Origin of the sequence: Acinetobacter sp. WCHA39, from assembly GCF_002165385.1 — a bacterium.
Classification (GTDB): domain Bacteria; phylum Pseudomonadota; class Gammaproteobacteria; order Pseudomonadales; family Moraxellaceae; genus Acinetobacter.
Genome location: NZ_NHRP01000003.1, coordinates 1 through 14,735, shown reverse-complemented (window position 1 = coordinate 14,735; position 14,735 = coordinate 1). Strand labels below are relative to the sequence as shown.

12 protein-coding genes and 3 pseudogenes are annotated in these 14,735 nt (G+C 38.3%); 7 read left to right on the top strand and 8 right to left on the bottom strand.

The features are described 5' to 3' along the window. Positions 1-4: 4 nt before the first annotated feature. The 4 genes from fis to CDG56_RS01970 all read right to left on the bottom strand — a co-directional run bounded on the left by fis (position 5) and on the right by CDG56_RS01970 (position 2,948). The gene (fis, locus tag CDG56_RS01985) at positions 5-274 is read right to left on the bottom strand and encodes a DNA-binding transcriptional regulator Fis (protein ID WP_001086304.1); all 270 of its coding nucleotides are present in this window, start codon (positions 272-274) and stop codon (positions 5-7) included. A gap of 376 nt (positions 275-650) precedes the next feature. Continuing rightward, complete coding sequence (locus tag CDG56_RS01980) at positions 651-1,514, bottom strand: DUF3426 domain-containing protein (RefSeq protein WP_087546784.1); 864 nt, start codon at positions 1,512-1,514, stop codon at positions 651-653. A 14-nt stretch (positions 1,515-1,528) separates the two neighbouring features. Further along, the gene (gene prmA, locus CDG56_RS01975) at positions 1,529-2,434 is read right to left on the bottom strand and encodes a 50S ribosomal protein L11 methyltransferase (RefSeq protein WP_050041886.1); all 906 of its coding nucleotides are present in this window, start codon (positions 2,432-2,434) and stop codon (positions 1,529-1,531) included. A 199-nt stretch (positions 2,435-2,633) separates the two neighbouring features. Next, positions 2,634-2,948 carry a hypothetical protein gene (locus tag CDG56_RS01970; protein ID WP_087546783.1) on the bottom strand — a complete coding sequence of 105 codons (315 nt, stop codon included), beginning with the start codon at positions 2,946-2,948 and terminating at the stop codon, positions 2,634-2,636. Between the two features lie 251 nt (positions 2,949-3,199). Between CDG56_RS01970 and mnmG the strand changes: the two genes are divergently transcribed. Both mnmG and CDG56_RS01960 read left to right on the top strand, forming a co-directional pair. Beyond that, positions 3,200-5,080 (top strand): tRNA uridine-5-carboxymethylaminomethyl(34) synthesis enzyme MnmG, encoded by a 1,881-nt coding sequence (gene mnmG / locus CDG56_RS01965; protein ID WP_087536076.1) that lies wholly within the window; start codon positions 3,200-3,202, stop codon positions 5,078-5,080. 95 nt (positions 5,081-5,175) lie between these two features. Then, positions 5,176-5,508 carry a DMT family transporter gene (locus tag CDG56_RS01960; RefSeq protein ID WP_087546782.1) on the top strand — a complete coding sequence of 111 codons (333 nt, stop codon included), beginning with the start codon at positions 5,176-5,178 and terminating at the stop codon, positions 5,506-5,508. A gap of 46 nt (positions 5,509-5,554) precedes the next feature. On the opposite strand, the pseudogene CDG56_RS01955 reads toward CDG56_RS01960, so the two are convergent. Continuing rightward, positions 5,555-5,806: pseudogene (locus tag CDG56_RS01955) on the bottom strand (hypothetical protein); the annotation flags it as partial. A gap of 257 nt (positions 5,807-6,063) precedes the next feature. Between CDG56_RS01955 and CDG56_RS01950 the strand changes: the two are divergent. Then, complete coding sequence (locus CDG56_RS01950) at positions 6,064-6,489, top strand: hypothetical protein (protein ID WP_087546781.1); 426 nt, start codon at positions 6,064-6,066, stop codon at positions 6,487-6,489. A gap of 286 nt (positions 6,490-6,775) precedes the next feature. Here the strand turns inward: CDG56_RS01950 and CDG56_RS01945 are convergent, their stop codons facing one another. After that, entirely contained in the window at positions 6,776-7,657 is an 882-nt protein-coding gene (locus tag CDG56_RS01945) for a DUF4198 domain-containing protein (RefSeq protein WP_087546780.1), read from the bottom strand. 309 nt (positions 7,658-7,966) lie between these two features. On the opposite strand from CDG56_RS01945, the gene CDG56_RS01940 reads away from it, so the two are divergent. The 3 genes from CDG56_RS01940 to CDG56_RS01930 are packed head-to-tail and all read left to right on the top strand — an operon-like array spanning position 7,967 to position 11,652. Beyond that, entirely contained in the window at positions 7,967-9,544 is a 1,578-nt protein-coding gene (locus tag CDG56_RS01940) for a DUF2271 domain-containing protein (RefSeq protein WP_087544242.1), read from the top strand. A 34-nt stretch (positions 9,545-9,578) separates the two neighbouring features. Beyond that, complete coding sequence (locus CDG56_RS01935) at positions 9,579-10,169, top strand: PepSY-associated TM helix domain-containing protein (protein ID WP_087546779.1); 591 nt, start codon at positions 9,579-9,581, stop codon at positions 10,167-10,169. Between the two features lie 10 nt (positions 10,170-10,179). Further along, a complete protein-coding gene (locus CDG56_RS01930; protein WP_087546778.1) occupies positions 10,180-11,652 on the top strand; it encodes a sulfite reductase subunit alpha in 1,473 nt (490 codons plus the stop codon). A 9-nt stretch (positions 11,653-11,661) separates the two neighbouring features. On the opposite strand, the pseudogene CDG56_RS17210 reads toward CDG56_RS01930, so the two are convergent. Together CDG56_RS17210 and CDG56_RS01920 are read right to left on the bottom strand one after the other, a co-directional pair. Next, positions 11,662-11,883 (bottom strand): annotated as a pseudogene (locus CDG56_RS17210) (DUF6500 family protein). Between the two features lie 164 nt (positions 11,884-12,047). After that, complete coding sequence (locus CDG56_RS01920) at positions 12,048-14,111, bottom strand: TonB-dependent receptor plug domain-containing protein (protein WP_087546777.1); 2,064 nt, start codon at positions 14,109-14,111, stop codon at positions 12,048-12,050. Positions 14,112-14,397: 286 nt separating this feature from the next. On the opposite strand from CDG56_RS01920, the pseudogene CDG56_RS01915 reads away from it, so the two are divergent. Then, a pseudogene (locus tag CDG56_RS01915) lies at positions 14,398-14,658 on the top strand (TonB-dependent siderophore receptor); the annotation flags it as partial. Positions 14,659-14,735 lie beyond the last annotated feature (77 nt).

Here is a 14,735-nt window from a genome sequence, read left to right as displayed (position 1 = left end):
TCAATTATTCACTCATTAAACCGTGAGCTTTTAACTTTTTACGTAAAGTTCCGCGGTTAAGGCCTAAAATCTCAGCAGCGCGCGTTTGATTGCCACGAGTGTATTCTAAGACCACAGATAAAAGAGGTTTCTCCATTTCTGCTAAAACCATGTCATAAACTTGAGATGGTTGCTCACCTTGCAATTGTGCAAAATAATGACGAACTGCGCGATCTACATGGATGCGAAGAGCGACATCAGATTGAGCCGTAAAAATAGGAGATTTGCTATTCATGCGTGTTAATCCGAAAAATCAAAATACCACTTGGATAAAGTGATATATAAATGTGGTCTAAATTACTGAGTCCTGTTTTAGATCCTAAAACAGTGACTCTAAAACAAAGGGACTATTAGCTTGCCACAAATCCTCGATTTGTGTAAAAAATAAGCGTAACAATAGTTAAATATTTGTTACAGCCTACTTTCAAAAACAAAAAAAACCAACAATGCGCTTATGTGTTAGAAGCACAGTTCGTTTAACGATTTTATTGTCTATAAATAACGAGGAGTAAGTGGGTTAAGCATTCGTGGCGCGTATCATACCACTGTCTGCGAAAAAGTGAGCAAATTAACTGCACTTTTTTTTATTTTTTTGTCATTTTTCTACGCTTTTAAGGCTGTACAATTTCTAAACTATAATCATCGAAGCTATTTTTACTCTTTGGCACTATAAATTCGAATCTAAAAGGGCTATTCGTTGGGATTCTTTGGATGCTTTTTAAACTATCCACTAAATAATCCTGTGGCTTTAGCGTGATATCGGTGATGATTTCTCCATTTTCTTTTAGAATCACTTTAATAGAGGGGATCACAAGACTATCTTTGTGACGGTTTACTAATACACCCGTGAAGCTTGTTTCATCTTTTCCTACACGTTTAATTTTTACTTTTTCAAAACTAAGAAATTTATACTGTTCATTCTTTATTTTGCACGTTACTACACTGCAAGCATAGTTAAAGATTTGATTCAATGCTGGACTATCATGCATGAGTTTTGGATTGAACCATAAAATCTGAAAAGCAAAAACTAAAATTAATGCAATATTGCCTAATCCCCACAATGTGTAATAAAGCCAGCCATGTTGTTTATGATTTTGTTCATGGAGGATTAATAAGTTATCTTCTGATAAGTTCAAATTAGGCAATGCCGTAACAGGTTCAGTATTAAAGTAATTTAAATTATTTAAATAAGTCAATAAATCAATATTTGAGTTTTCAATTTTCTGATCAAAAATACTCAAAATTTGCATTTGCTTCTCAGCAAAAGAACTATCGGGTTGAATCGAAGAAAATAATGAACGATTTGGTGGTGTTAAGGTCGTGTCAGCGGTTTCAGAATCTATTAGATTCGTTAAAGCATTAAAATTAATGATACATTTTGGGCAACAAACCATGCCCTGTGCAACGCTAAGTTGTGAAAGGCTTACTTTATACACGGTTGAGCATTTAGGGCAGCGGGTTTGTTTTTCACTCATAAGGAACAAATTTCTCAAATTGTTGTTTTACGTTTTCCTGAGATGCGACACCAGTTCTCTTCACGTTTTTCGATTTGTAATATATCAAAAAATTCAGAATAAACACTAGAAACATCAGCAACTTGCTCTTCGATTACACCAGCAAGTGCGAATTCACCCTCATTTTTCAATAAAGTTGAGAATTCAGGCGCAAGTGCCATGAGCGGTGCCGCTAAAATATTCGCGACAAGTATATCCGCTTGTTGTTGTTTGAATTCTTGCTCAAACTCTTCAGGTAATCCTACATAAAGACGCTCAAGTACACCATTTAATTCTGCATTTTGTTTTGTAGCCAATACTGCTTGAGGATCGATATCAGTGGCATAAACTTTTTTAGCACCAAGCAATAAAGCTGCAACGCCTAAAATGCCCGAACCACAGCCATAGTCAATGACGATTTTATCTTTTACGTCGGTTTTACCCAACCACTGTAGGCACAAGAAAGTGCTTGCATGGTTACCTGTACCAAAAGCAAGACCTGGATCAAGTTTAATATTTGTTGCATCAGCTTCAGGTGGTTCTAACCACTCAGGTACGATCCAGTATTTCTCGCCAATTTGGATTGGTTCGTAATAGTCCATCCATGCGCGTTCCCATACTTGATTTTCTAAATATTCATGACGCATCGGAACGTTAGGAAGCTGCGCCTTGAGGAAAGCTTCTAAGGTATCAACATCGATAGGATCATCTTCTTCTTGTTGATAAATTCCAGTAACAATAACTTTATTCCATAGTGGCGTTTCACCCGGTAATGGTTCAAGAAGTGCCTGATCTTCAGCATCATCCAAAGTCACACTCACAGCACCTAGAGAGAGAAGCAGTGTTTCAGTAAGCTCAACTTGATCTTGATCAACGGTAATATGAATTTGTAGCCAGTTCACAGGAAAACCTAAGTAAATGTATTTGGGGTTATTGTAATAGATTCAGCTAGTCTAAAGGGATTATAAAATAGGCAGATTACAATTTTAAGATCTTTTTTTTGAATTTAGTGTGTTGATCACATCAAATAGGATAAAAGAATGTGCTTAGGTCACATTCTTTTATCATTTTAAATATTTATAATTTTCCTATTTGATAAGTCTATGGTGTTTGGACTGAACTTACTGGACGAGGTGCGGACTGAGTTTCTGAAATTTTGCTTTGAGTTTCAGGTGTCGCGTTGTTAGCAGGCATCGGTGGCTGGAATGCTAGTTTTCCAGATTCATTCGGTTCACATGTACCGTTATAAACAACACCTTTATAAGCAAAAGAAACCATATCACCTTGTTTTTTGCTTTTACAAACTTGTTGATACTTTTGAGTTTGAGCATCAACAGTCGATTTAGCATTTACCTGTGCAGTTACAGCTAAACATAGGCTACAAAGAAACGATGAAATTAAAAGCTTTTTGTTCATATCATTTTCCTAAAGTATTTTATGCATTAACTAGAATAAGAAATTCATTCACTAAAACAGTGGTGATCAGGTTAATGATTGTGTGGCGCTTTGTTAACCATTGGAGAAAAATGCAACAGAAGGTTTCTTTTTGTGTGTTTTGTATACAAACCATTGATTTCTAGTGAATAAGAATATTGACGGTTTTTGTCAACTTAATATGAAAAATCCTGTATAATACTCTGTCATTTTTTGAATACACATTTACCACTATGCACTATCCTAAAGTTTACGACGTTATCGTAATTGGTGGCGGTCACGCTGGTACGGAAGCGGCGCTTGCTGCTGCTCGTATGGGAAGACAAACATTATTGTTGACGCATAATATTGAAACTTTGGGGCAGATGAGCTGTAACCCTGCAATCGGTGGTATTGGTAAATCACACCTTGTCCGCGAGATTGATGCACTCGGTGGTGCAATGGCACTTGCTGCGGATAAAGGTGGTATTCAGTTCCGTATTCTCAATTCACGTAAAGGTGCGGCTGTTCGTGCAACACGTGCACAGGCTGACCGTGTTCGTTATAAAGCTGCAATTCGTGATACTTTAGAAAATCAAGCGAATCTAGATATTTTCCAACAAGCTGCGGATGATTTGATTGTTGAAGGCGATACCGTTAAAGGCGTTGTAACCCAAATGGGCATCCGTTTTGATACCAAAACTGTGGTATTGACGACAGGTACTTTCTTGGGCGGTGTGATCCACGTTGGTCTACAAAACTCAAGTGGTGGTCGTGCGGGCGATCCACCGTCAATTGCATTAGCTCATCGTTTGCGTGAACTTAAATTGCCAGTAGGCCGTTTAAAAACAGGTACACCACCGCGTATTGATGCCCGTACAGTTGATTTCTCTGTTATGACGCCGCAGCCAGGTGATTTCCCATCGCCTGTAATGTCATTTATGGGTGATGCATCTATGCATCCTGAACAGGTGAATTGCTATATTACCCACACCAGTGAAAAAACCCATGAAATTATTCGTGGTGGTCTAGATCGTTCACCTATGTATACGGGTGTAATTGAAGGCGTAGGCCCACGTTATTGTCCATCAATTGAAGATAAAATTCACCGTTTTGCTGATAAAGATTCACATCAAGTGTTCTTGGAGCCAGAAGGCTTGGATACCCATGAACTTTATCCAAACGGAATTTCGACTTCTTTACCATTTGACGTACAGTTCAATTTAGTTCGTTCGATCCGTGGTATGGAAAATGCGCATATCTTGCGTCCGGGCTATGCGATTGAATATGACTATTTCAATCCACAAGCATTGAAATTTACACTTGAAACCAAAGCGATTCAAAATCTGTACTTTGCGGGTCAAATCAACGGTACGACAGGTTATGAAGAAGCGGGTGCACAGGGCTTGCTTGCAGGCTTAAACGCTGCACGCCGTGCGTGGGAACAAGAAGAGTGGACACCAAAACGTGATCAAGCTTATATGGGCGTATTGGTTGATGACCTGATTACATTGGGAACCAAAGAACCGTACCGTATGTTTACTTCTCGTGCTGAATATCGTTTGATGTTGCGTGAGGATAATGCCGATCAGCGTTTAACCTCTATTGGTCGTGAGCTTGGCTTAGTGGATGATGAGCGTTGGGCTGCATATAGCGAAAAAATGGAAGCAGTTGAGCGCGAAACTTCTCGTTTACAACATTTATGGGCTGCGCCAAACAATCCAATGGGTAAAAAATTCGTTGAAATGACGGGTGCTGATCTTAGTAAAGAATGTAGTGCGATTGATTTATTGAAACGTCCAAATATCAATTTCAGTCAAATTGCAGAATTAACGGGTTCTGAAGTTTCAGAGCAAGTGGGTGAGCAAATCGAAATTGCGGTGAAATACGAAGGTTATATCAACCGTCAACATGAAGATGTTGCACAATTGAAACGTCTAGAAGAAACCCGAATTCCTGCTGATTTTGAATATGAGGGGATTTCAGGTTTGTCACGTGAAATCACCTTGAAGTTAAAAACAGTTCGTCCAGAAACTTTGGCACAAGCGAGTCGTATCCCAGGTGTGACTCCCGCAGCAGTACAATTATTGATGATCACCATTCGTAAAAACAATATGGCGAAGAAATCAGCATAATTCTTGTATAAAGTTACGTGTTAAAAATACCCTCTTTTTATAAGAGGGTATTTTTTTTTAATTTTGTGCTTAACCATTTATCTATGGGAAATTGAATGAAGAATTGGCTCATTTTATTTATCGCAATTGTTGCTGAAGTGATTGCTACTTCTGCTTTAAAAAGTAGTGAAGGGTTTACAAAGCCGATGGCATCTATTGTTGTTGTACTCGGTTATATGATTGCATTTTATTGTTTATCTCTCACATTGAAAACAATTCCCGTTGGTATTGCTTATGCGGTATGGTCGGGTGTCGGGATTGTCCTCATTACGACTGTAGCTTGGATTGTATTTGACCAGAAACTGGATGTCTGGGGAATTGTTGGCATTGCATTGATTATGAGTGGTGTGCTGATCTTAAACTTATTGTCGAAAAGTAGTTCACATTAATTTGCGGCAATAAAAAACCGAATGCAAATCTCGTTCGGTTTTATTCTTAAAGCGCCACTTCAATCCCTTGTTTTACATTCTGCTGATCTAGTAGTATTCGCATCAATTTTTGCATAGGCTTTAGGTAATGCACGGCGAGCAAGACGATTCACTTTTTTTCTAACCATAATGGGATTTTGATGGCTAGAGGGTTAGTTTCCGTATGCGATACATCAGTTAAAACACGCGTTCCCATAATATAATCGAACCAAGGTTTAGTGACACACCAATTCGCATTTTGGTTGCTGGTCATGTGATGGCGAATTCAAACATGAGGTGCGACAGTTTCAAAAGCCTTATGATAATCAATAAGCTAAGAACGAGTTTTAAAACAATATACGCTGTTCTTTTCAAGATAGAAATGCATTGAGTTTAAATCTAAAAGGGAAGATACTTAAACTCGTTCTTACAGTCTGAGAAAATCTCAAACCTAGTTAATGGTGTCTAGGATTTTACCCCATAAAAGCAATTTAAGTATCTGTTTTTATTTTATAATGCATCTTAGAGGGATGTTGAATGAGCAAATTATTAAACTATTTAGCAATGTCTAAATTTGTGGTTTTTATTGCTTGGATCGTTTTGTTAGTGCCTGCTTTGGTTGGAACTATTTATGGAGATCCTTTCTTCCTATCACTATTTTATTTTTTTAGCTTGGCTCTTTACTTAAGAAAAGTTCGTAATCACTTATTTTTACCAACGATCATTTATATTATTTTTATGTTGTTCCCGCCTTATTTTTATTTTATTCGTTGGTTTATTCCATTTTTGAATGGGGAAATTTCTTTCAATGAGTATAGAGCACAAGAGTATGCTTTGTTTGAATGGAGAGCAGCTAATTTTAGGCTGTCAAATATATTTTATGTATTATTGATGCCACTATCCATTTACCTGATTAACATTAGAAAGGAGTTGGCTTTAAATAGGTCTAGCATGAGCTTTTGACTAAACAAGTTAAACACTAAACGTAGGCTGGGTATTTTTTCATTCCATATAGTATTCACCCGAATTGCTATTGTACGGTGAAATGTTAAATTGGTTAATCTTATATTTCGTAAAAACCTCGATCAATTCTTTATCCATCAGTAATTGGTTTTTTATTTTGTCCAAGTAAAAAAAGAATGACAGTCCATTGCTTATGATGAAACCCACTATTTATTCGAAGGGTAAGATTGAGGGAATATTTTTAGAAATGGCTGCTTAAAACAGCCATTTCCAAGATAGATTTTAATTATTCAGTCACTTCTACAGTAACACTATACGTGTATGTTTGAGCAACAGGTGGTTTGGTATTGTCACTATTCGCTTCTGGATAAGTCGCGGTAATTAAATAAATGCCTGCTTCGCTAAATTTAATCTCGACTTCACCTTTTGCATTGGTTTTCACGTGCGGTTGTTCACGTTTAGCATTGGGTTGATAGCTGCTCGCACCTTTAAAGACATCAACTTCTAAGTTAGGAACAGCTTTGCCATCCATTAAAACTTGTGCTTTAAGTGATTCACCAGCAAATAATTCATTTGGGTGTGTTAAAAACTTAAATTCAAAACCTTTATTTTCAACTTGTGGAATTGGGCTTGGTTTGCCTTTTGTCACAAAGCTTTCAGTAAGATAATAGTTTGTTGTTTGAAGTATTTTTGCATTAGCCGGGATTTGATCTTCTGTCACAAAACGTGGTGGTTGGCTTGCTTGCTGAGGTGCTTTTTGTTCAGCATTTGCTTGAGGTTGCATAGGTGCAGCATTTGCAGGTCGTGATGGACGAACACGTAACCAACGCCCGTCAACTTGAGCATATTTAGTTGGATTACCAGTCGCTTCTTTTGTGCGAATGCGATAGGTACCATCATTGGTTAAATTGAATTCAGCGATATTAAACTTTTTGAGTTCAGCTGCTGCATTGAAAGATTCAGTTTTACCTTCAGGCGTTGTGACTTGATAGCTGGTTTTAAAATTTCTACTTGCGACAAAGAATTTTTCTACTGTAATACCACTTTGAAAGCTCACACTGTCAGATTTGCTATCGAAGACTTCAGGCAGTAAAAATGGGCTGGCAGTATGAGCAAAACTCAAGGTTGGTAACAGCGCGAGTAATCCAGTCGTAATCAAATGACGCATGAAAAATTCCTTAAAAGAGAAATATACAAAAATGCAAAAGATTTGCCACAATCTACTTGATAACGAGTATCAATTGCAATATTATTTCGATAAATTTTTAATCGTCATGTTCAAAAACTAAGTTGATGATTAAAAAGTTATTCCTTTCTTTTAACTTAAGTTTTTATGCAGATTAATATTATTGATTTTATTGAAAAATTTGATCAAATTATATCGTAGTCTAAGTTAAGTATTGAGATAGAAGAAGAGCATTACTTTAATTGAGCGACCAGTAGATTTTAAGTAAATCTTGGAAAATGGAATCCCCGTATGTCATCAACTCAACAAATTTTTCGTCCAATACAGATAATTTTTCGTTTATCTCCGTTGATGGCTGCGTTAACAGTTTTGATGTCCCCATTTACGGCGACTCAAGCAGATGAACTAAGTATAAATATAAAAGATGCACATCAATTATCCGCGCCAATCCAATTACCAAGTTATCGTTTTCATCAAGATCATGTGTTAGGCACATCTTTAGATGTTGTAGTCACTACATCTCAGCAACAAGATGCAGAAAAAGCTTTACAAGCAATTCAAATAGAAATTGCGAGGCTTGATCAGATTCTTTCTGTTTGGCGTGATGATAGTGAAATCAGCCAATTAAATCGTGAGCAGCAAATTTTTGCTTCATCTGAGCTTTATGATGTTATCGCAGCTTGTGAACAGTGGCGCAGTGCAACGTGTGGCGGTTTTGATGCACGTTTGGGGCAATTGATCCAATTATGGGAAAATAGCAATCAAGTCCAACGCTTGGATGACAATACTCAAGAATCTTTATTGCGACAGTTACAGACGCAAAGTATTGAACTGAATCCTGTAACCAAACAAATTAAAACGGCATCAGCTATTAAAATCGCCCCTGATGCTTACGCTAAAGGCTATGTGATTGACCGTGCTTTGTTAGCAGCTAAACAAGCAGTGCCACATTTACAAGGTATTCTGATCGATATTGGTGGCGATATGCGTGTATGGGGGCAATCACCTCAACAAGCGGGTTGGAAAGTTGGTGTACAAGACCCAAATGAACGTTTTGATAATGTTGCACCAACTCAGGTACTCAAACTGAAAGATCAAGCTGTAGCTTTTAGTGGTCAAGGCTATCGTGGGTTCGCAGATCAATCACATTTGTTAAATCCACATACAGGACAACCGATTCAAAACGTTGAACAATGTGTTGTGGTTGGACAATGTGCTGCTGATTCAGATGCTTTAGCAACAGCATTAACCGCAATGCCTGCGCATGAAGGGATGCAACTGATTGAACAACTCGTCGGTTATGAAGCTCAACTTGTTGCAACTGACGGCACACGTTATCAAAGTTCAGGCTGGTCATCATTATTAGATGCCAATCAACCTGCTCTAATGCGTCATGTTGCGGCGAATGGCGCAGCAACAGCTTGGCCAAAAGGCTACCAAGCTCAGTTAGAAGTGAATATTCCAAAAATCGCAGTAGATAACTACCGTGCACCTTATGTGTCAGTTTGGGTTACAGATAGCGATAAAAAGATTGTGCGTACACTGGCTGTCTGGGGTAAAGATGAGAAGTGGATTAACTCTAACTATGTTTGGTGGCGTCGATATGGTCGTCAAATGCCAAACTTAGATGCTGTTGCAAAACCTTCACGTCAACCAGGACAGTATAAGTTGGCTTGGGATGGTAAAGACGAAGCGGGTAAAATAGTGAATGCAGGTAAATATATTATCCATATTGAAACCTCGCGTGAGCATGGTGATCATTCTTATCAAACTATTGAATTGAATGTCACACCAAAAGCTGCAACACAAACGCTGCCTGCTCAAGCAGAAATTGGTACAGTTAAATTGAATTTCCAACGTGGTGCTTAATTTCTAGCATCACTCCATTTATGAGGCTAGTCCCTTGTATCAACGCCGTGATTTTTACCGCCATGCACGCTATGTGCATGGTTGGCTTTCTGCCTTTGCCTTTATCGTTTTGATCTTCTTTGCTGCTACAGGTTTATTTCTCAATAATCCTGATTGGTTTAAATCAAAAAATGAAGAGCAAACCACCACATTCACTTTACCGCCAACACTGGTTGAGTCTCTGCAAAAACAAGAGAATCCAAGTCAAAGTATTATTGAATATGTTCGTACAAAACAGCCTTTAATTGGTCGTTATAAAAGTAGCGAAGTGATGGATGGTGAAGTCATGATTCGTCTTGAAAGCCCAGCAGGTTCAACAGACTTATGGGTGTTGCTCGACAATGGTGATGTTGAGATGACACAGAAACCAGCCACTACGGTTTCACTATTGAATGATCTGCATCGTGGGAAAAATGTTGGAGCGGCTTGGCATTGGTTAATTGATATCAGTGCAATCATCATTATTTTATTATCGTTGGCTGGTTATATTCTGTTTCTGACCATTAAAACCCGTCTAGTGACACATCTGCTTTTAACGGCATGTAGTTTATCGGCAATTATTTTGCTCATTTGGTCTGCCATTTAAGGGTGAAAGGATGACTCAAGCTGTACTGACGATTATTGTGATATTGGCAATATTATTGAGTCTACATCTTTTTATAATTGTTTGGTTGGTATGGCAACAAGGTCATGCGAAGCAAAAAACGAATCAAGATCATCCTGCTTATTTAGTGGTGTATGCCAGTCAATCGGGGCATGCTGAATCTTGGGCAAATCACACCGCTGAACAATTGCGTTTAATTGATCATCGCACTGCAATTCGAAATATTCAAGAACTGAGTATTACTGATTTAACGCAACATCAACTTATTTTATGGGTGGTGAGTACCTATGGAGAAGGGGATGCACCTGATGCAGCCCAGTCATTTGTCCATAAAATTCTGTCCCAATCTTTAGATTTATCGCATTTGTCATTTTCAGTGCTTGCATTGGGTGATCAACGTTACTCGAATTTTTGTCAGTTTGGGAAAACACTAGAACAATGGTTATTGAAGCAACAAGCTCAAGCTCTATTTCCAATAGTTTGTGTGGATCAGCTCAATAGTCGTGATTTAGAGCAATGGTTGCTTGGCTTGGAGCAGTTAACCAGCACTCAATTTTCAGCGCTATCTATTGAAAAAGAGCATGTAGAATTAAAGTTTGCTCATCGCCAATGCTTGAATAGAGGCAGTATTGGGGAAGCAATTTATAAAATCCAATTAATTCCTGAACAAGATTTGGTTTGGTCATCTGGCGATATTTTAGAAATTCAATGTGAAAATAACACGATTGATATTCAGAATTTTTTAGTAGCACAACAGCAAGAAGATGCAGTGGATTTCATACCTCAACTGCGCCGCTTAAATTTAAGAAAATTACCACCTCGCGCATCACTTTCATTTGCTGAATGGATTACACAATTTGAATCCTTAGCTCAGCGGGAGTATTCGATTGCAAGCTTACCTGAGAATGGTTTAATTGAATTGGTGGTGAGACAGCAACAGACTGAATCAGGTTTAGGGCTAGGCTCAGGTTGGTTGACAGTGGGGTTGGAGCAAGGCCAATCGCTGCAAGCCAACATACGTCATAATCCAAGTTTTCACTTAGTTCATGATGATCGACCACTGATTTTAATTGGCAATGGTACGGGAATCGCAGGTCTAGTTGCACATTTACGCCAACGTGAGCATTGGGGATATAGACGGAATTGGTTGATTTTTGGTGAAAGACAGCAGCAGTTTGATCATTTGTACCACACAGAGATTCGCTATTGGCAGCAGCATGGTTTTCTGGAGTATGTGGATTATGCTTTTTCACGTGATCAAGCTGAAAAAATCTATATTCAAGATTGTCTAAGAAAACAATCGGTTCAATTACAAGCATGGATTGCACAAGGCGCAGCGATATATGTCTGTGGTAGTTTACAAGGTATGGCGAGCGGTGTTGATCAAGTTCTAAAAGAGATTCTAGGGCATGAACAGGTAGAACAGCTTAAGCAGCAACAGCGTTATCAACGCGATGTGTATTAAGACGTTTGATTAATCGGGTTGGGCTAAGACTAGTGCTTTGATCTTGTCAGCTTTTTCAAAATGATCAAGTCGATGTTCAATGATCCACCAATGGGGCAGCTTCCATTAAGTGTTCAGGATCACCATTTTTATTGGCAAAAAAGCATAGAAAGAAAGTCTGACGTTACTGCCTTTTTTTGCAATTTTTTCATCGCAGACCTGTAGGATTTTGGCTTTGAGTTCGGTTCTCATATTATCCTCTAAGCACTGATGAAAGTAGGATGAAGATCATAGTATTCCCAATATCGAAAATTTTCATAGTTAGATTTTTAATATCTATTTTGAAATCTAAAAAACCAGCTATTTTCATAACTGGCTTTTGTTAATGATGAATCAATTTAGCCTAGGCAGTAAAGTTAGAACTTTTTCTCAACAGAGAATTGGAAACTCGCCATACCTTGATTTGTTCTTGCTTGATATAAACTACCGTCAGATTGATTGGTCAGTCGTTCTTGATAATCTGTACTGAGTAGATTGTTGAGATTTAAACTTGCCGCCCAGCCACCAGTGAAACGCTTGGTTGCACTGAGGTCTAATCCAAAACGTTGATTGGTGGTTCGATCATAAGGTTGACCATCTAAACCACGCGTAAACTCAGGCGTATAGCTCACATTGATACTGGTAGAAAGCTGCCAAGGCTTAAAGTTATAAGATAACCCTGCACTTGCATTATATGGGGCAACATCGCTGACTAAACGCTCATTGTGCTGTTCATCTTCAACTTTTGCACGAATCGTTGATATTTGCCCATTCAGCATAAATGAATGACCTGCATCCGTTTGTTTCAGTGCATAACGTCCAGAAAGTTCAACACCATAGGTCGTTGCTTGATTTTGGTTTTGTGGACGTTCAACATAACGTGACCCTTCAAGCGCAATCACCTTTTCGATGTAATCTTTAATTTCGCGATGATATGCAGTTAAACTCATACCACCATTCGCTGAGTCATATGCCAGAGTTGATTCTACAGCGCTTGTTTTCTCTGGTTTTAAGTCAGGATTACCGCCGCGATCAGGATTATTCAATGAACCAGCATCGCTATCTGTAGAAACAGTGACATTCGGAATGAGACGATCAGTTTTTGGACTGTTAAATGCTTGGCTTAGGTTGGTTTGAATCGACCATTGTTCGGTTAGATCAAAACGATAAGCAAGTACAGGGCTAATATGTTGGTCCTGATAATCAACTAGACCAGAGCGATTTAACCATTCTTGGCGCGCGCCCAACGTAATGGTTTGTCGATCTGTAAAACGCCAGTTTCCCTCGGCATATAAAGCATAACGTTGCTCATCTAAACGATTGCTCACATTACTGTCTAAATTACTACTCCGTGTATCAACACCAAATTTGATTTGACGAGTCGGATCTAATTTACGCATCCCATCATAAGCGAGGCCATATTCATGAATGGTTTCATCGGTATAAATGGTATTTTGTGGTGAGCTTGTGAGTTGAGTTTCAGTTTGACGTTCAACGGATAGCCGAATCTTATCGCTTAAGTCTTTGTCTTTTCGTTCATAACGTGTATTTAGACGAATGCTATCATTTTTATCATCTTGCGTTTGATTGGCTGAATAACCATCCATTTTGATGTTGCGATAGAATAATTCGGCAATCAATTTTTGTTGATCATCGAGATCGTATTGCAAGCGAGGTGAAAACATTTGCATGCTTCGATTGACCGTGCGCGATTGTTCACGTGTACCCGCTGATGTTTCTGTTTTGGTTAGGGATGTGTTATCAACCCACATTTGATTTGCAGAAATACTATATGACCATTGATTTTCACGACCGTCAGCTTGTAGGCTGATTTTTTGTTCGCTCTTTGATTGTTTCTCAGAATCCTCATACTTACCATAACCTACTTTTATCGAGCCACTGATGCGACTATCGAGAGGTTCTTTCAAAATAATGTTGATAACAGCTGATGACGCAACAGACGCTTGAGCAACACTTGGCTGCTTCACGACTTCAATTCGTTCAATCATTTCAGGGGTAATCGTGTCAATAATAGACATCCCACCACGTGGTCCACCTTGCACAGGTTCACCATTGATAAGGAATGTTGGACCAGCTCCACCACGGAAACGCATTCCAGAAGCGCCGCCACCACCGCGTGGACCTTGTCCAGGTGTCGGAAGTTGAAATCCAGCAGCTCTGCGTAATGCATCCATCACGGATTGATCGCCGTACTGTAGCATTTCATCACGGGTGATAATGGTTTTAGGTACAGCACTTATATCATCATCTTTTGGTTTCTGTGGCTCTGCCGATGCTTTAAACGATAGGGTAGGTAAAACCTGCGTTGCTGGTTCTGTAGGTATTGTTATGTTGTTATCAGCGGCGAAAACTGAAGTGCTGATACTCAGTAATGCCGAGCTAAGTACACTCAATTTCCCAGAATAGAGTGGATATTTCATTCAAGTACCCCAAAAGAAAGATCAAATTATTTTGTGTGTAGCCTAATGTAAAATTGTGTAGAAAAATGGAATTTAGCTTAAATAAGCCTCAGATTTAAAAAATATTTTTTAATTATTTATGCGCTATTAAAGAGCATGATTTCGTAAAAATTGACTGCTTAATAAGCTGGGAGAAAGAAATTATGCAAAATATGGTAAAAATAATAATTATTTTCATTAATATTGTATTGTTTTTTATATTTTAAGTTTTTCTTAATATTTGTCTGATTTTTTGTTGGGAATTTTTATGACATCTCGATATGTTACGCTCTCTCACAAGCCTATTTTTAGATTTAGTGCATTAAGCTTAATGCTCTTACAAGCGCAGTACCTACTTGCCAACGAAAACAATATTCAGGCTGCGGTTATGCCAACGATTAAAATTGAAGCAATGAGTGAGCTTGATCCAATTAAAAGCTATATTGATTATGATCAAGCCAGCGTGACTCGAAATGGGCTAAAGAAAAAAGATATTGCTCAAACGATTGATACCATTGATGTTCAGAAATCTCTGTACACGACAAAAAAAGATAACTCATTGAAATAATGGCATAATACTTGTTTTCTGACGACGAATATGATGAC